Origin of the sequence: Flavobacterium macrobrachii (assembly GCF_014486675.1) — a bacterium.
Lineage (GTDB): Bacteria > Bacteroidota > Bacteroidia > Flavobacteriales > Flavobacteriaceae > Flavobacterium > Flavobacterium macrobrachii.
In genome coordinates this window covers 72,959-90,285 of sequence record NZ_JACTAC010000003.1, presented here as the reverse complement: position 1 = coordinate 90,285, position 17,327 = coordinate 72,959, and the positions used below count along the sequence as shown (strand labels likewise).

At 32.8% G+C, this 17,327-nt stretch carries 15 protein-coding genes, 1 pseudogene and 1 riboswitch; of the genes and pseudogenes, 7 read left to right on the top strand and 9 right to left on the bottom strand.

Features of this window, described 5'->3' with window-relative positions; translation table 11 throughout:
- Positions 1-18: 18 nt before the first annotated feature.
- On the bottom strand, positions 19-1,713 hold the full coding sequence (gene ettA / locus IAI56_RS01755; protein ID WP_169523254.1) for an energy-dependent translational throttle protein EttA: 1,695 nt from the start codon (positions 1,711-1,713) through the stop codon (positions 19-21).
- An 87-nt stretch (positions 1,714-1,800) separates the two neighbouring features.
- Positions 1,801-1,983, bottom strand: a complete 183-nt coding sequence (locus IAI56_RS01750) for a CAL67264 family membrane protein (protein WP_187656238.1) — start codon at positions 1,981-1,983, stop codon at positions 1,801-1,803.
- A 111-nt stretch (positions 1,984-2,094) separates the two neighbouring features.
- Between IAI56_RS01750 and IAI56_RS01745 the strand changes: the two genes are divergently transcribed.
- Positions 2,095-2,754, top strand: coding sequence for a TrmH family RNA methyltransferase (locus IAI56_RS01745; protein WP_187656237.1), 660 nt, complete (start codon positions 2,095-2,097; stop codon positions 2,752-2,754).
- A 15-nt stretch (positions 2,755-2,769) separates the two neighbouring features.
- Here the strand turns inward: IAI56_RS01745 and IAI56_RS01740 are convergent, their stop codons facing one another.
- The 4 genes from IAI56_RS01740 to IAI56_RS01725 form a co-directional block, all read right to left on the bottom strand.
- A complete protein-coding gene (locus tag IAI56_RS01740) occupies positions 2,770-3,558 on the bottom strand; it encodes a carboxypeptidase-like regulatory domain-containing protein (protein ID WP_187656236.1) in 789 nt (262 codons plus the stop codon).
- Between the two features lie 167 nt (positions 3,559-3,725).
- Positions 3,726-5,627 carry a DEAD/DEAH box helicase gene (locus IAI56_RS01735; RefSeq protein ID WP_187656235.1) on the bottom strand — a complete coding sequence of 634 codons (1,902 nt, stop codon included), beginning with the start codon at positions 5,625-5,627 and terminating at the stop codon, positions 3,726-3,728.
- 153 nt (positions 5,628-5,780) lie between these two features.
- On the bottom strand, positions 5,781-6,350 hold the full coding sequence (locus IAI56_RS01730) for a non-canonical purine NTP diphosphatase (protein ID WP_187656234.1): 570 nt from the start codon (positions 6,348-6,350) through the stop codon (positions 5,781-5,783).
- Positions 6,351-6,434: 84 nt separating this feature from the next.
- Positions 6,435-8,384, bottom strand: a complete 1,950-nt coding sequence (locus IAI56_RS01725; protein ID WP_187656233.1) for a TonB-dependent receptor plug domain-containing protein — start codon at positions 8,382-8,384, stop codon at positions 6,435-6,437.
- A gap of 82 nt (positions 8,385-8,466) precedes the next feature.
- Positions 8,467-8,663, bottom strand: a riboswitch (cobalamin riboswitch).
- A gap of 49 nt (positions 8,664-8,712) precedes the next feature.
- Between IAI56_RS01725 and IAI56_RS01720 the strand changes: the two genes are divergently transcribed.
- The 4 genes and pseudogenes from IAI56_RS01720 to IAI56_RS01705 all read left to right on the top strand — a co-directional run.
- Complete coding sequence (locus IAI56_RS01720) at positions 8,713-9,849, top strand: ABC transporter substrate-binding protein (RefSeq protein WP_187656232.1); 1,137 nt, start codon at positions 8,713-8,715, stop codon at positions 9,847-9,849.
- Between the two features lie 18 nt (positions 9,850-9,867).
- Positions 9,868-10,890: an iron ABC transporter permease gene (locus IAI56_RS01715; protein ID WP_187656231.1), complete on the top strand. Its 1,023-nt coding sequence runs from the start codon at positions 9,868-9,870 to the stop codon at positions 10,888-10,890.
- Positions 10,891-10,917: 27 nt separating this feature from the next.
- On the top strand, positions 10,918-11,349 hold the full coding sequence (locus IAI56_RS01710) for a hypothetical protein (RefSeq protein WP_187656230.1): 432 nt from the start codon (positions 10,918-10,920) through the stop codon (positions 11,347-11,349).
- Positions 11,350-11,420: 71 nt separating this feature from the next.
- Positions 11,421-12,152: pseudogene (locus tag IAI56_RS01705) on the top strand (ABC transporter ATP-binding protein); the annotation flags it as partial.
- Between the two features lie 61 nt (positions 12,153-12,213).
- Here IAI56_RS01705 and IAI56_RS01700 read toward each other — a convergent pair.
- From IAI56_RS01700 to IAI56_RS01690, 3 genes are all read right to left on the bottom strand, one after another.
- A complete protein-coding gene (locus tag IAI56_RS01700; RefSeq protein ID WP_187656228.1) occupies positions 12,214-12,663 on the bottom strand; it encodes a tRNA (cytidine(34)-2'-O)-methyltransferase in 450 nt (149 codons plus the stop codon).
- A gap of 28 nt (positions 12,664-12,691) precedes the next feature.
- Positions 12,692-13,258, bottom strand: coding sequence for a pseudouridine synthase (locus IAI56_RS01695; RefSeq protein WP_187656254.1), 567 nt, complete (start codon positions 13,256-13,258; stop codon positions 12,692-12,694).
- A 76-nt stretch (positions 13,259-13,334) separates the two neighbouring features.
- On the bottom strand, positions 13,335-14,291 hold the full coding sequence (locus tag IAI56_RS01690) for a proline and serine-rich protein 1 family protein (RefSeq protein WP_187656227.1): 957 nt from the start codon (positions 14,289-14,291) through the stop codon (positions 13,335-13,337).
- Between the two features lie 146 nt (positions 14,292-14,437).
- On the opposite strand from IAI56_RS01690, the gene IAI56_RS01685 reads away from it, so the two are divergent.
- Both IAI56_RS01685 and IAI56_RS01680 read left to right on the top strand, forming a co-directional pair.
- Positions 14,438-15,760, top strand: coding sequence for a DNA recombination protein RmuC (locus IAI56_RS01685; RefSeq protein WP_187656226.1), 1,323 nt, complete (start codon positions 14,438-14,440; stop codon positions 15,758-15,760).
- A 136-nt stretch (positions 15,761-15,896) separates the two neighbouring features.
- Entirely contained in the window at positions 15,897-17,312 is a 1,416-nt protein-coding gene (locus IAI56_RS01680; protein WP_187656225.1) for an Ig-like domain-containing protein, read from the top strand.
- Positions 17,313-17,327 lie beyond the last annotated feature (15 nt).

Genomic DNA, 17,327 nt, shown 5'->3' with positions numbered 1-17,327 from the left:
ATTTTGTTATAATAAATGTTAATTTCTGATTAACTTTCTATACTTAATTCGTTTTGGTGTTGCATCAACTCCAAGACGTTTCTTTTTATTTTCTTCATATTCAGAAAAACTTCCTTCGAAGAAATATACTTCTGAGTTTCCTTCAAATGCTAAAATGTGCGTACAAATTCTGTCTAAAAACCATCTGTCGTGACTGATTACAACAGCACATCCAGCAAAGTTTTCCAAACCTTCTTCCAATGCACGTAATGTATTAACATCTAAATCGTTAGTTGGCTCATCTAAAAGTAAAACATTACCTTCTTCTTTTAACGTCATTGCTAAATGCAAACGGTTTCTTTCTCCACCAGAAAGTGCTGAAACTTTTTTGTTTTGATCACTTCCGCCAAAATTAAAACGAGAAAGATAAGCTCTTGAATTTACTTGTCTTCCGCCCATCATAATTAATTCTTGTCCGTCGCAAAAGTTTTCCCAAATCGATTTATTTGGATCAATGTTCGAATGCGATTGGTCAACATAAGCAATCTTAACTGTTTCACCTACTTGAAATTCGCCTGCATCGGCTTTTTCTTCGCCCATAATCATTCGAAAAATAGTTGATTTTCCAGCACCATTTGGACCAATAATCCCAACAATTCCTGCTTGTGGCAACGTAAAATTCAAATTATCATACAATAATTTTTCCCCAAATGCTTTTGCAACACCTTTAGCTTCAATTACATTTGTTCCTAATCTTGGACCATTTGGAATATAGATTTCTAATTTTTCGTCTAATTCTTTTTGGTCTTCATTTAAGAGTTTATCATAGTTCTGTAAACGAGCTTTTTGCTTGGTTTGTCTTCCTTTTGCACCTTGACGAACCCATTCTAATTCTCGTTCCAAAGTTTTTCTACGCTTAGAAGCTACTTTTTCTTCTTGTTCCATTCGTTTTGATTTTTGGTCTAACCAAGAAGAATAGTTTCCTTTCCACGGAATACCTTCACCTCTATCCAATTCCAAAATCCATCCAGCAACATTATCTAAGAAATATCTATCGTGCGTTACTGCAATTACAGTTCCAGCATATTGTGCTAAATGTTGCTCTAACCAAAGTACGCTTTCTGCATCCAAGTGGTTTGTTGGCTCATCCAATAACAATACATCAGGTTGTTGTAATAATAAACGACAAAGTGCAACTCTACGTTTTTCTCCACCAGATAATACATTAATTGGCGTATCAGCATCTGGAGTTCGAAGCGCATCCATAGCAACTTCTAATTTATTATCGATTTCCCAAGCTCCAGCAGCATCAATTTTATCCTGCAAATCTGCTTGTCTGTCCATCAATTTCTGCATTTTATCTGCATCTTCATAAACTTCTGGCAAACCAAACATATCGTTGATTTGGTTGAATTCATCAAGAATAGCCATTGTTTCTGCAACACCTTCACGAACAATTTCGATTACGGTTTTGGTTTCGTCTAATTGTGGTTCTTGCTCTAAATATCCAACCGTGTAACCTGGTTGAAAAACAACATCACCTTGATAGTTTTTATCAACTCCAGCAATAATGCGAAGTAAAGATGATTTACCCGAACCGTTTAGACCTAAAATACCAATTTTTGCTCCATAGAAAAAGCTCAAATAGATATTCTTTAAAACTTGTTTGTCACTGCCTTGATAAGCTTTGCTTACCTTTTGCATTGAAAATATTACTTTTTTATCGTCTGACATTTTATATTAAATATTTGATATTAGATTTTAAATATTGATGTTCATTTTTAGATATTTAATATTGGATATCTAAAATTTAAAATTTCATTACACTCTTCCTTTTAACGAATTGAAAACCCATGCGTTAGCTAAAAAACCAACACCAACTGCGCCAAAACCCCAACCAGCAACATCTGCATAACGGTAAACACCTAAACCAATTAGAATTAAACCCATTACAATCATGATAAATGTAGCCCAAGCTAGTACTGTATTTTTATTCATTGCCATATTTTGTAGTAGTTTTAAATTAAAGCGAATGCAAAAATAGTGATTAGTGATTATCGAATAGTCATTAGTGAATAGTTTTTTATACTAATTTTGCAAATCAATACTAAAATTATGGCGATTGACCTTAAATTCCTCGACTATTTAGAAGATTTTTTAACCGAAAACCGAAAAGAACGATTTTTAGAAGTTTTGGCAAACAGAACCAATCATTTTACTATTGCCATGGAAGATGTTTATCAACTTCATAATACAAGTGCTGTGATGAGAAGTTGTGAGGTTTTTGGTATTCAGGAATTGAATGTTGTAGAACAAAAATTTGGAAAACGAATTGATACCGAAATTGCAATGGGTGCGCAAAAATGGGTTGATATCAATCGATTTGACAGTATGCAAAACTGCATTGATAACGTTAGAGCAAAAGGTTATCAAATCATTGCTACAACACCACATAACGACAGTTGTATGCTTCACGAGTTTGATATTACTAAACCAAGTGCGATTTTCTTTGGAACCGAAAAACAAGGTTTGTCTCAAGAAGTTATTGAGCAAGCCGATGGTTTCTTGAAAATTCCAATGGTTGGTTTTACCGAAAGTTTGAACATTTCGGTTTCGGCAGCGATAATTATTCAAGATATTACTTCTCGCCTACGCCAATCCAACATTAATTGGAAATTAAATGATGAGGAAATTTTAGAAAAACGATTAACTTGGACAAAAAATTCAATTAAAGATATCAAGCGAATCGAAGAACGATATTACGCTTCATTATAGTTTTTGACAAAAAAATCACTCTTTCACGTATTTCTCGTGCTTTTTAGTCAATACTTTGTATTGCTCATAACATTCGCTGATAGCATCCAAAATTTGCAAATCGTTAGCCGTTTGTACAAACGATTCTGAGTAGTTGCAACGTTGTAATATTTCGGCTATTTCTTTTTTATCAACACCAAGTAAAACGGATATCATTTCTCTATCAAACTTAGATTCTAAGAGTAATCGAACCGTATCGTCTTTTTTCATCTGCTTCAATTTCTTCAATTCCTTAGGTTTATTTCCAAAGAAATTATATAACATATCGGCTGGATTGAAAATCGAACCTAAAACTCTTGTAAAAGCATTTGGCGAACGTTCACCAGCTTCATAAGCTGTTGGTAAACCAGAAATACTGTAACGATAATTTTCCTTTTCAGGAATTAGCTTTGAATCGACTTCAAGATATCCTGTTAAGTTATATTTTTTTACGATAACTTCTTCTAATGCAATGGCTTTTTCGGTTAACTGAATTTTTGCATTCCCGTTTTTAATCCAATCGTTAGTTACGCGAACACGCAAAGATTGATAACCTAATAAAGTAATATGCAACGTATCGTTTACTTCTGCTTCAAGCTCAAAATAACCACGAGGATTTGTCACTGTTCCTTTTACTTTGTTAATATTAATAACATTAGCATTTGGAATTGGAAACAAAGTATTATCGTTAACAATTGTTCCAATTACCTTTTGAACATTACTATCTTCTTGAGCAGTGATGTTTGAAGAAATAAAAAGTAAAAATAAAAGTGTAAAATATTTCATAGTTGTTTTTGATGGTTTAAAAGTATGAAACTCTTTTAAGATATTTTATAGTTGCGCTGAGATTTAGAAGAAAATTAACAAAAAGAAGCTTATTTAAAAAGGGAAATCCAAATTTCAACAGTTCAGTATTAAAATTTGGATTTTATAAAAATTGTTATTTTAAAGAATTAACTTCTTCTTGGTCTTCTTGTTTTTGCTGCGTCAAAAGAACGACTTGCTGGTCTATCAGAACTTCCTTCTGAGGAACGTCTTGGCACTCTTTCTTCTCTTTGAGATGAACCTGGCTCTCTTCTTGAAGAACTTCTATCACTATTTCTGTCGCTTCTAAAACCGCCTTCTTTTCTTGGTCCAAAACCGCCTGATGATTTTCTTTCTCCACCAGAATTTCTGTCTCCTCTAAATCCGCCATCACGTCTTCCACCAGTACTTCTTCCGTTGTGGTCACGTCTTGAAGAACTTCCGCCATCGTTTTTAGAAATTTCTACGTTTATTCTTCTTCCGTTAAGATCAAATCCGTTTAGAATTGACATAACTTTATCGGTATGTTCGCCATCGGTATTAAAGAAAGAGAAACCTTCTTTTACATCAACTTTAAACACATCATCTCTGCCTAAATCCAATGTTTCTTTCAAGAAATCTTTCAATTGCATCCAATCGAAATCATCGCGAGCACCAATGTTTACAAAATAACGAACTGGATCGCCAGCTCTATTTTCTCTTGGTTCAGATGAACTTCTTTCTGATTTTTCACCAGATAAATCACGTTTTTTCTTGTAATAATTGATAAATCTATTGAACTCAACAGAAACCATTCTCTTGATCAATTCTTCTTTAGATAAATCTTGAAAAACTTCTTCTATTGCAGGCAAATAGCTATCTATTTCATGGTCAACTTCAGTGTCATGAATTTTATTTGCTAAATGCAACAATTGAATTTCGCAAATTTCCATTCCTGATGGAATAGTTTTTTCTTCAAATTTTTGTTGTATAATTCTTTCAATAGAAGAGATTTTACGCAACTCACTTTTGGTAACAATAACAATTGAAGTTCCTAATTTACCTGCGCGACCTGTTCTACCAGAACGGTGATTGTAGGTTTCAATTTCGTCTGGCAATTGATAGTTTACTACGTGAGTAATATTATCAACGTCAATACCACGAGCAGCAACATCGGTTGCAACCAACATTTGAATTTGACGTCCACGAAATGATTTCATTACACCATCACGTTGCGCTTGCGATAAATCACCGTGCAAAGCAGCAGCATTATATCCATCTTCAATTAATTTTTCTGCAACTGCTTGTGTATCACGTTTTGTTCTACAAAAAACTACTGAAAAAATATCTGGATTAGCATCGGCTAAACGTTTTAATGCTTCGTATCTGTCACGAGCATTTACTACGTAAAACTCGTGAGAAACTGTTTTTGAACCTGAATTTTTGCTTCCTACAGTAACTTCTGCAGGTTCGTGCATAAATCTCTTTGCAATTCTAGCTACTTCTGTAGGCATTGTTGCAGAGAATAACCACGTTCTTTTTTCATCTGGAGTATCGGATAATATCGATACAATGTCTTCATAAAAACCCATGTTCAACATCTCATCTGCTTCGTCAAGAATACAATAGTTGATGTTTTTGATGTTTACCAATCCACGATTAATCATGTCTTGCATTCTACCTGGAGTTGCCACAATGATTTGTGCTCCACGTTTTACTTCTCGGGCTTGTTCTGTAATGCTTGCACCACCATAAACTGCCACTGTATGTAAACCTTTTACATATTTTGAGTATTGTTTAATCTCGTTGGTGATTTGTAAGCATAGCTCACGCGTTGGTGATAAAATTAACGCTTGTGTACTTCTGTCTTCGGCATCGATTTTTTGAATTAGCGGAAAACCAAAAGCTGCTGTTTTCCCCGTTCCTGTTTGTGCTAAAGCGACTAAGTCTGTTTCTTGTTCCAATAAGACTGGAATGGCTTTTTCTTGTACTTCTGACGGATTCTCAAATCCTAGATCTTTGATCGCCAGCAGTAACGACTCATTCAGACCTAATTGTTCAAATTTATTCATATATTGTTTTAAAATTCGGTGCAAAGGTAGGTTTTAAAAACGATATAAACTAATTTGTCGTTTACTGAAAATCAATGTGTTATTATTTTTAACTTTACAATAACAATTAGAAAACCAGTTAGTAAGAAGTTATTTTTATTCAAAACATTACTTTTATTTAAGAAAATCTATTAACTTTTTTACAGCAATTCCACGATGACTGATGCTTGCTTTTTCTTCAATAGAAAGTTCAGCGAAGGTTTTTAAATATCCATCGGCAACAAAAATTGGATCATTACCAAAACCATTGTTTCCTATTTTTTCTTCAATAATTTTACCATTAATAATTCCGGTAAACAACTGCTGATTTCCTTTATAATTCAGGCAAATAACCGTTTTGAAATTGGCTTTTTTATTGATTTTATCTTTTAGATTTGATAATAATTTATCCATATTATTATCATCATTTTTAGGTTCGCCTGCATATCTTGCTGAAAAAACGCCTGGTTCGCCATTTAATGCATCGACTTCTAAACCCGAGTCGTCAGCAAAACAATCGTAACCATATTTTTGGGTAACATAATTGGCTTTCAAAATCGCATTTTCTTCGATAGTGTCTGCCGTTTCGGGAATTTCTTCAACACAACCAATTTCTTCCAAACTCAAAATTTGAATATCATTTGGAACCAAAATTTGAATTTCTCTAATTTTATTTTTGTTGTTGGAAGCAAAAACGAGTTTCATTTTTTTTTTCAAAATTAATAATTTAAATTAATCCATAATACTATTAACAAAAACGGCTTTCAAATTGAAAGCCGCTTTTTCTATTTATAAAACAATATTTACACCTAATTTAAAGTTTCTTCCTCGTGTGGAATAACCCGCATTTTCAACAAATTCTTCGTTAAAGATATTTGTTACTGTTCCAAAAACAGTTAGTCTATTTTGAATTAATTCATATTTTGCCAAAGCATTTAACAACTGATACGAACCCAATTGGATTGTATCCACAGCAAAAGTTGTTCCATTATAAAAAGCATCATTTCTAGCATTAAAATATTGGTAGTTTAGGTTAAACAAAGTTCTTTTGGTTGGTTGAAAATCAATACTTGCATTGGCTTTGTGCTTTGGAATTAATCTGTCCAACACTTTATCAACTTGTGTAAAAGTGTAATTTCCGTTTAAGCTAACTTTTTCGGTTAAAGCAACTGAAACCGTAGTTTCAACTCCTTTTGCTTTACTTTTTCCATCAACATTAACATAATAAGCTTCAAAAGTATCTGGATTATAGAAGAAATCAATAGCATCATTTTGGTCACGATAAAAACCTACTGCGCTTAATTTTATCTTTTTGTTCCATAATTCGGTTTCAAAACCAGCTTCGATTGTTGCATTTTCTTCCGGAGTTAAATCAGTATTTCCATATTCTGAATACAATTGGTACAAACTTGGCGTGATGAAAGCTGTACTATAGGAAGCCAAAACTTTCAACGGAAAACTCGTTTTGAAGTTATATGAAGGATTAAAATTATACACTACATTGTTACCATATTGACTGTGCGTATTCAATCGTGCTCCAGCATTTACATTCAATCCAAAACTTGAATTATAAACTAAAGTTGTATAACCATCCAAAATATTAAATTTTGCCGCTTCATTTTCAATAGTTGTAAATGGCGTTTGGCTCAACATATCGTGAAACTGATAATTTGCTCCTACTATCAAAGCAAATTCATTATTAAAATTATACTTATTAAATCCGTCTAAAACAACACTTCGCGATTCGTACAAAGAATAATCGGTAGTATTTGTCCATGAATTCAACTCATTGTAATCTCGTTTTATTTTGGTAAATCCTGAATTTAATACAAATTCACCTTTGTTATACTTGTATTTTGGCAAAAACCCAAAACGAACTTGCTCCGAAGTTGTTTCGTTTACATCGGTATCATTAAAGCCGGTATTGTCAAAAGCAAAATCATAACCATTTTTAATTCTGTCATAATTTCCGAAGAAATCAAGCGTCAATTTTTCCGTGGCTTTGAAACCTAATTTTGCTATTGCATTTTGTCTCGAAAAACGATCTTCTTCATATTTTGTTCCAACAGGTTCAGCAATTTGCGACATTCCGCTAGTTTCAGTGCTGTTGAAACCTGCAAAATAATTCACTTTTTTAACTTCGCCATTCACCGAAATTCCTTGATTAAAATCTTGACCGTTGTATTTTTTGTTTTCCGAAGTATTATTGGAACCAATATTTACATAAGCATTTCCTTGAATTTCCTTCTTAGCCGATTTTTTCAACGTAATATTGATAACTCCAGTTGCTGCGCCAGTTCCATAAAGCGTACTTGCCGCACCTTTCATTACTTCAATGCGTTCCACTTGTTCTACAGGTAATAAACGTAAATCATATTCAATATTAATTCCAGAAGCATCAGTAACAGGAACTCCATCAATCATGATTAAAACTTGGCGATTTTTTCCGCCACGAATGTAATAACCCAAATTCTTTCCGTTAGCCGATTGATTTCCATTGATTTCAACAGCAGCAACTTGACTTAAAACGGTTGCTAAACTTTGTCCTGATTTTTTTGCTAAATCTTCTGCAGTTATCACTTCAATAACTTTTCCCGATTTTTCTTTTTTGAGAGCAAATTTAGTATCCGAAATTACCACTTCTTTCAATGGATTGATACTTAGAGAATCTTTTTCTTGTGCCAAAACACAAGTCGATACCAATGCAAAAAACGCACTGATTTTTACTGTTTTTTTCATTTTTTAGTTAAACAATAATTTAAAAATACTGGGAGAAAAGCATAGAATTTACCCATACCCAAACCTTTTTTCCCGAAAGTTTGTTACTCAATGAATAAAGGCAGGTTTCCTGACTTGCATCGATGTTGTTCGTCTTCTCATTCGCCGTGGCAAACAATGACATGTAGTTAACAACTCGTTTATAGCTTACAGTTGCGGGTACAGTTTTGGATTTTAACCAAATTCCCTTTTAATGCAATTTTAAATACTAAAAATGCAACCAAAATTCGAGTGCAAATGTATATTAAATTATTAATAACAAAAGATTACTTTTGCTAAAAATTTTCCAATGAAATCCATTTTCAAAACCTTTTCACAAATTTTTGTGCTGTTTTTATTCGTTCAATGCAAAACCGAAACCAAACTCGATAAAACAATTTCTGTTGAAAATACGGTAAAATATGCTAAAGGTTTTTCCATTGAAAATTATGATGGCTTTAGCATCGTTACGGTTAAAAATCCTTGGCCAAAAGCTACAAAAACATACACTTACATCCTAAAAGAGAAAAATGGAATTGTTCCTGACAGTTTATCTCAAAATCCAATTATCAGCGTTCCAATTCAGAAAATTGTGGTTACCTCAACAACACATATTCCGTCATTGGAAATGCTTGACGAAGAGACAAGACTAATTGGTTTTCCTAATTTGGATTATATTTCTTCGGAAAAAGTGAGAACGCTAATAGAACAAAAAAAGATTAAAGAACTCGGAAATAATCAATCACTCAATACTGAAGTTATACTCGATTTGCAACCCGATGTCATCATTGGTTATGGCATTGACAACAACAATCCAACGCTAGATAATTTGCAAAAAAGTGGTTTAAAAGTAATGCTTAACGGCGATTGGAATGAAGAAACACCATTGGGAAAAGCGGAATGGATTAAATTTTTCGGAGCTATTTTTGGCAAACAGAAAAAAGCCGAAGAATTATTTAACAAAATTGAAACTGACTATTTAAAAACCATCGAAATTGCCAAACAAGCTACTGCTACTCCAACGGTTTTGGCTGGCGATATGTTTGAAGACAAATGGTATTTGCCACGCGGAACAAGTTGGGGAAGTTTGCTGTTAAAACAAGCCAATGCCAACTATTTATGGCAAGAAACAACTGGAACCGGAAGTTTGTCGTTATCCTTTGAAACAGTTTTTGAAAAAGCCAAAAATGCCGATATTTGGTTAACTTCGGGACAATTTTCTACCTTAAAAGAAATGACTGATACCAATCCACATTATACGCAATTTGATGCATTTAAAAACAAAAACGTATATTCGTTCACAAGAAAAAGAGGAAAAACTGGTGGCGTTTTATATTACGAATTAGCACCAAATCGTCCGGATATAGTGCTGAAAGATTTGGTGAAAATTTTACATCCGGAATTATTGGTTGGTTATGAACCTTTCTTTTTTGAGAAGTTACAATAAACACAAATTATCACAGATTTGAATTCAAAAAGAAACATATCTCTTTTTACTTTTTTGTTATTGCTATTGCTATTGACATTATTATTGAACATTTCCTTTGGTCAGGTTTCCATTCCGATTAAAGAAGTGGTAAAAAGTATTTTGGGTTCAACTGTCGAAAAAGAAACTTGGGAATATATCATTACCAATTATCGTTTACCAAAAGCAGTTACTGCAATTTTAGTTGGAATTTCACTTTCTGTTAGTGGATTATTGATGCAAACTTTTTTTAGAAATCCACTTGCTGGTCCGTATGTTTTGGGATTGAGTTCGGGTTCAAGTCTTGGCGTAGCATTTGTAGTCTTAGGTTCTAGTTTTTTACCCGCTGTAATTGCGCAATTTTTTGTTTCTTCCTATGGAATAATTTTGGCTTCGTGCGTTGGAAGTTTATTCGTTTTATTGCTTATCATTTTAGTTTCAAAATACCTGCGTGATGTGATGTCAATTTTGATTGTAGGATTGATGTTCAGTAGTTTTACGAGTGCAATAGTCAATATTTTAACCTATTTCAGTACGGCAGAACAATTACAGAAATACACTTTTTGGTCAATGGGAAACATCGGAAATATCAGTTGGCAAAATATTGGTTTTCTGTCGATTGTAATTTTTATTGGTATACTATTGAGTATTACTTCCTTGAAACCTTTGGATGCATTATTGCTTGGAGAAAATTATGCCAAAAGTATGGGTTTGAATTTCAAAAAAACGCAAAACATCATCATACTTTCAACCAGTATTTTAACGGGAAGCATTACCGCTTTTGTTGGTCCAATTGCTTTTATTGGATTGGCTGTACCACATTTGACAAAACTATTATTTCAAACTAGTAATCATAAAACACTCTTTATTGGAACGATTTTAATTGGAGCGATAATTATGTTACTTTGTGATTTAATTTCTCAAATGCCGATGAGTGATTTTACGCTACCGATTAATGCGATTACTTCATTAGTTGGCGCACCGATTGTTATTTGGTTGATTATTAAACGGAAAACTATTTAATTTTTTTTTTTTAAAAACACATAGAATTTGAAAACTATTTTAAATTTTCTCGCTTTATTAATTTTGTTCCTAACATTCAATAGTTGTAGTGAATTAATTGATTGCATAGCAAGTACAAAACCTGAATTGAACTCAAAATCATTACCATTAGGATATACAAATCAAAGCTACAGTAATTTTATATCAGCATCGGTAAAAAATGATTCCAATGATGATGACTATGACTATTATTTTTCAGTTTCTGGAAATTTTCCACCAGGAATGACTTATTTTGAACAAGGAAGAAGATTATATTTTGGCGGTGCGGCAAATCAAGGTGGCGTTTATACTTTTAAAGTTACTGTTACTATCGATTATCCAGAATATTATAATGAAGAGCAAGGTTTTTGGGAAGATGATAATAGAATTTGCTTCGGAAACGACACTGTTTCAAAAGAGTACACTATAACTATTCAATAGAATTGGAGAAAAAAACCATCATAGCAACTCACGATTTATCCATTGGTTATAAAACCAAAAAGGAAACCATTGTCATTGCCAAAAACTTAAATTTGGAACTGACTTCGGATAAATTAATCACGCTTGTTGGTGCCAACGGAATAGGAAAATCAACGCTTTTACGAACCTTAACCGGAATTCAAAAGCCACTTTCAGGCGATGTTTTTTTTGCCGAAAAAAATATAAATTCGTTTGACACATTAGAATTAGCTCAAAATTTAAGTTTAGTTTTAACCGAAAAATTACCACCAAGCAATTTGACCGTTTTTGAACTCATTGCTTTGGGAAGACAACCTTATACCAATTGGCTGGGAAAACTTTCTGATGATGATTTGAAAGTTGTAAACGATGTAATGCATTTGGTTCAAATTGAGCATTTAGCCGAAAAAAAACATTTTGAAATAAGTGATGGACAATTGCAAAAAGTGATGATTGCACGCGCTTTGGCACAAGAAACTTCCATTATTATTTTAGACGAACCAACAACGCATTTGGATTTATTTCATAAAGTTTCGGTTTTTAAACTTTTGAAAAAACTATCACAAGAAACTAATAAATGTATTCTTTTTTCTACACATGATATTGATTTAGCTATTCAACTTTCGGATGAAATGATTGTCATGACCGAAGAAAATATCGTTCAAGATCAACCTTGTAACTTGATTTCAAAAGGAGTTTTCAATTCACTTTTTAAAGACGAAACCATAACTTTTGATAGTCAAAAAGGGAAGTTTGTTATACGAGATGCTAATTTTAAGACATAAAGACATTTGGATTTAAAGATTGAAGACAAAATACTTCTTTCAATCCTACAATCTCTCAATCTCACAAAGAAATCTGTCTTCTCGCTTCGCCAATAACAAATGCTACAGAATTGGCAATGTTATAACTTCTAATCAGATTAGACATTGGAATTTTGAGGTGATTTTCAAATTTTGCTAAAACTTCTTGGCTTAAACCTACGCTTTCTTTGCCAAAAACCAACCAATCACCATCTTGATATTCCACATCATAAATCGAATGAGAAGCATGAGAACTCATCAAAAAAACTCTTGATTTATCAGGAATTTGAGCCATCCATTCGTCCACATTATTATATTCGTTCCATTCCAAATGTACCCAATAATCCAAACCCGAACGCTTTAAATTTTTATCAGTAATTTCAAATCCGTATGGTTTTATTAAGTGCAAACGACTTTCGGTTCCAACACAAAGGCGACCAATGTTTCCGGTGTTGTTAGGTATTTCGGGTTCAACGAGAACGATGTTTAGCATTAATTTAGATTGTTAGATTATTAGATTGTTAGACATTGAATTTATCAATTTCTAAAACTTCTCCAGCTTTTAAGTTTTGCAAATGTAGGTTTCCTACTCGAATTCTAACCAATCGAAGCGTTGGAAATCCAACTGCAGCTGTCATTTTTCTAACTTGGCGAAATTTTCCTTCGGTTAACGTAATCGAAATCCAAGAAGTTGGTCCGTGACGTTCATCTCGAATTCTTCTGCCTTCGCCAATGCAAGTTGGAAGTTCGGTTATGATTTTGGCTTCACATTTTTTGGTTGTATATCGAATGCCTTTGAAACCAATTTCGACACCATTTTTTAATTTTTCGACCGCTTCTTGATTGATAATTCCATCTACTTGAGCAAAATATTCCTTTTCAACGGTTTTACTTCTGACGATTTCGCTCATCATTCCATCAGTAGTTAACAAAAGTAAACCTTCGCTGTCTTCGTCCAATCGACCTATTGCCATGGTATTTTCGGGGAAATTATACAATTCGCCCAACAGCTTTTTATGTCGCTTTTTTTCGTAAACAAATTGCGATAAATAACCATGCGGTTTGTGAAGTAGAAAATGACGGTGCATTGCTTTTTTTATTTGGACAAAAATAAAAAAGACCATCCTAATTTGGATGGTCTTCATTATCTTATATTTTTAAAATTTACTGACGACTCTGAACATAGTCAGAAAGTTCGTCTACGTTACTACTAAAAGAAAAAATTCCGTTTAATTTGAAGTAATTTCTTGGCTCAATGCAATAATCATAGGCAAATTTGGCAAATTCTAATTTATTGTCTTCAAAACAAAAAGTATTAGCAATTTGAATAATTTGATCTACATTTAAACAATTAGCTGCAATGACTTGTTTTGCTGTTTTTAGTTGTGTATCTTCAAAATTCTGTTTTTTTATGGTTGCTAGCGCAGCATTAAAATTACTCGATGTCATACAAGATCTTCCACCACAACCTCTAATTGGTTCGTCAACAACTATTACTTGAGAACTATTATTTGTTGTTGTAGTTGTTGTGGTTTGAGTAACTACACCTGTTCCCATTCCGTCGTTTATAGAAATTCCCATATTAACTCCACCAATATTAACTCCAACTCCAACATTGGTTCCACCAGTTTGTGTGGTTGTAGTAGTTGTTGTTTGAGAAACGCCACCAACAGGTTGTTGCACAATTACTTGTTGTGTTGCAACTGGTCTTGGTTGTCCATAATGAACAACATGTACGTTGGATGGTGGAATAAAATCTGGTTGAACAGGAATAGCTGAAAAATAGTTCATCTTCATTTTGGTTCTGTTGTTCTTATCTCTTCTAATTTTGTATGTTACATCAGAAAAAATTCCATCAACATCAGCAATCATTAAGTTATTTTTTGAGATATCAGCTAAAGTTTTATCTTCAAATCTGATTTTTGCATTGTAATATGGTTGATTTAAATCTTCAACTCTAAGGTTAGTTTGAGGCGTATCATTTATTACTTCTCCATTTAGAATTAAAGTAAATCTATCACCATCTTCAGAAAAAATGGTTAAATGTCCAACAGGTCCAATTTGTGAAAAACTTATTGATGAAATCAATAAAAATGCTAAAAGTGTAATTTTTCTAATCATAAATCTTTATTTTTTTGTGGTAAATATAATTTTTTTCTATTTACGTTTTTTCAAAAACAATGCCAAAGTAAAAAAGTATTTTTAAAACTAACAATATTTTTATTTCAAACTATGTATCTTTAACTCTTTAAATAGTTATTTTTTTTATGGACGATAAATTGATTTTTATTTTTAGTATTTTAGTAGTATTGGTATTTGGTATTTTTATTGGCAAAATCATTTTTTCTGCCAATTCTAAAACCGAAAAAGCTTCTTTGGAAGAAAAAATAAATGGTTTATTGCAACAAATTGAACAATTGAAATTGCAAGTAAATCAAACCGTTCAAGAACGAGAATTTATTCGAACCGAAAAAGAGTCGCTTGCAATACAATTATCAAAAAAAGAAACTGATTTTGAAAATCTTTGGGAGCGGAATAAAGAACAAAAAGAAGAAGTAGAAAAGCTACAGGAGAAATTTACTAAAGAATTTGAGAATTTGGCAAATAAAATTCTGGAAGAGAAAACCACGAAATTCACAGAACAAAATAAAGAAAATCTGAAAAATATTCTTTCGCCATTGCAAGACAAAATTCAGCTTTTTGAAAAGAAAGTTGAAGATACGCACAAGGAAAGTATTGATTATCATGCAGCTTTACGTCAGCAAATTTTAGGTTTGCGTGAAATGAACGAGCAAATGAGTAAAGAAACGCTGAATTTGACCAAAGCGTTGAAAGGCGACAGTAAAATGCAAGGAAATTGGGGCGAATTGATTTTGGAACGTGTTTTAGAAAAATCAGGCTTGGAAAAAGGTCGCGAATATGAAGTGCAACAAAGCTTTACAACGGAAGAAGGCAATCGTGTGCAACCCGATGTTGTGATTAATCTTCCTGACGGAAAGAAAATGATTGTAGATTCAAAAGTAACACTTACAGCTTATGAAAAATACATCAACGAAGAAGATGACAACTTAAAATCGCAATTTCTAAAAGAACATTTAATTTCATTAAAACGACATATCGATCAATTGAGTGAAAAAAATTATCACGATTTGTATCAAATGGAAAGTCCAGATTTTGTGTTACTTTTCATTCCAATAGAATCGGCATTTGCTCTAGCTTTAAACGAAGATACAACTTTATACAACAAAGCATTTGAGAAAAATATTGTGATTGTTACGCCTTCAACGCTTTTGGCAACCTTGCGAACCATCGACAGTATGTGGACAAACCAAAAGCAACAGGAAAATGCCGTAGAAATTGCGCGACAAGCTGGAGCTTTGTATGATAAATTCCACGGACTTTTGAGCGATTTAATTTCAGTTGGAAAAAAAATGGATGATGCCAAAGCTGGATATTCTGATGCGATGAATAAATTAATTGACGGTAAAGGAAACCTAATTACTAGTGTTGAAAAACTCAAAAAAATGGGCGCAAAAGCTAAAAAAGCATTGCCCGAAAACATACTTAGCAGAGCCGAAAAAGAGGAATAAAAATTATTGATTTCTCTTAAAATACATTCAAAAACCTACAATTTAATCAATTTTAACTATATTTTAATATTGTATCTTCAAAGATTTTATTATTTTAAAAAAATTACTATATTTGGTTCGATTTTTTAAAATTACTATGAAGAAAATTTATTTTTTGATACTACTTATCACTTCACTCACTTTTATTTCTTGTTCAGATGATGATAGTGATTACGAAGATGTTCTACCTGTAGCAACAAATGATGTTGCAAATTATGAGACATTAGTTTCTGTTACTGTAAATATTTTGCTAAATGACACATCTGGTGATGCAATTGTTCCAACAACTGTAAGTTTGGTTGGCGGAAGTGACACAGATGCAAATGGAACTCTGGACAAGTTAGTGATTTCAAATGAAGGAACATGGACTGTTGACACAACAACTGGCTCAATAACATTCACACCAAATATGGATTTCACAGGAACACCAACTTTGGTAAAATACACTGCAAAGGATGCACAAGGAAATATCTCAAACGAAGCAACTGTATCTTTAGTACTTGTACCATCAGTTGTTTTAGATTTAACACAAGTTCCATATCCAAAACTTTCAGATTATAAGTTTTTTGCAGGATTATTAAAAAATCAAATTCCTTCACTTAACGTTTTACCACTAGAACCTGAAAGTACTTTGTTTACAGATTATGCACTCAAAAAAAGATTTGTTTGGATGCCCGAAGGAAGTAAAGCAACTTATAATGGTGATGGAAAACTCCTAGAGTTACCCGTTGGAGCAGTCTTAATAAAAAACTTCTATTATGAAAATGTTTTACCTTCTAATACTACAAGAATCATTGAAACAAGATTAATGATAAGAAAATCTACCGGTTGGATTTTTGCCGAGTATGTTTGGAATGATGAACAAACGGAAGCATTCTATGATTTAAGTGGTTCCTTTACAAGTATTACATGGACTCAAGAAAATGGAACTCCAAAAACAGTTGCTAACTACAGAATTCCATCTGAAACAGAATGTTTTGTTTGTCATAAAATAAACAATGTGGCTCAACCAATTGGAATAAAACCTCAAAACCTAAACAATGATTTTACTTTTGCTGAAGGAACAAAAAATCAATTGACTAAATGGATTGAAGTTGGTTATTTAGACTCTTCAAACTTACCTTCAAACATTACGTCAGCAGTTGATTATAAAGATAGCTCAAAACCATTGGTTGATAGAGTTAGGTCATATTTAGATATCAACTGTGCTCATTGTCATAATCCTGAAGGACATTGTAGTTACAGACCTATGAATTTTTTATTTTCGGCAACTGAAGGAGACCAAGGTTTAACCAATCTCGGCGTATGTGTCAATACTGAAGATATGCAAGGATTCCCATCAAACTTAAGTAAAATCATTAATCCTGGAAGTCCGAATAGATCAATGCTGTTTTACAGAATTAATACAAATGACCAAACATATAGAATGCCATTACACGGTAGATCTGAAATACACACCGAAGGAGTTAATCTAATCCGTTCTTGGATAGAAACCCTAGAACCTTGTCAATAATAAATAATATAACCT

Coding starts and splice junctions, on each gene's coding strand:
- ettA (WP_169523254.1), bottom strand. CDS start 1,713: ATGTCAGACGATAAAAAAGTAATATTTTCAATGCAAAAGGTAAGCAAA.
- IAI56_RS01750 (WP_187656238.1), bottom strand. CDS start 1,983: ATGGCAATGAATAAAAATACAGTACTAGCTTGGGCTACATTTATCATG.
- IAI56_RS01745 (WP_187656237.1), top strand. CDS start 2,095: ATGGCGATTGACCTTAAATTCCTCGACTATTTAGAAGATTTTTTAACC.
- IAI56_RS01740 (WP_187656236.1), bottom strand. CDS start 3,558: ATGAAATATTTTACACTTTTATTTTTACTTTTTATTTCTTCAAACATC.
- IAI56_RS01735 (WP_187656235.1), bottom strand. CDS start 5,627: ATGAATAAATTTGAACAATTAGGTCTGAATGAGTCGTTACTGCTGGCG.
- IAI56_RS01730 (WP_187656234.1), bottom strand. CDS start 6,350: ATGAAACTCGTTTTTGCTTCCAACAACAAAAATAAAATTAGAGAAATT.
- IAI56_RS01725 (WP_187656233.1), bottom strand. CDS start 8,384: ATGAAAAAAACAGTAAAAATCAGTGCGTTTTTTGCATTGGTATCGACT.
- IAI56_RS01720 (WP_187656232.1), top strand. CDS start 8,713: ATGAAATCCATTTTCAAAACCTTTTCACAAATTTTTGTGCTGTTTTTA.
- IAI56_RS01700 (WP_187656228.1), bottom strand. CDS start 12,663: ATGCTAAACATCGTTCTCGTTGAACCCGAAATACCTAACAACACCGGA.
- IAI56_RS01695 (WP_187656254.1), bottom strand. CDS start 13,258: ATGCACCGTCATTTTCTACTTCACAAACCGCATGGTTATTTATCGCAA.
- IAI56_RS01690 (WP_187656227.1), bottom strand. CDS start 14,291: ATGATTAGAAAAATTACACTTTTAGCATTTTTATTGATTTCATCAATA.
- IAI56_RS01685 (WP_187656226.1), top strand. CDS start 14,438: ATGGACGATAAATTGATTTTTATTTTTAGTATTTTAGTAGTATTGGTA.
- IAI56_RS01680 (WP_187656225.1), top strand. CDS start 15,897: ATGAAGAAAATTTATTTTTTGATACTACTTATCACTTCACTCACTTTT.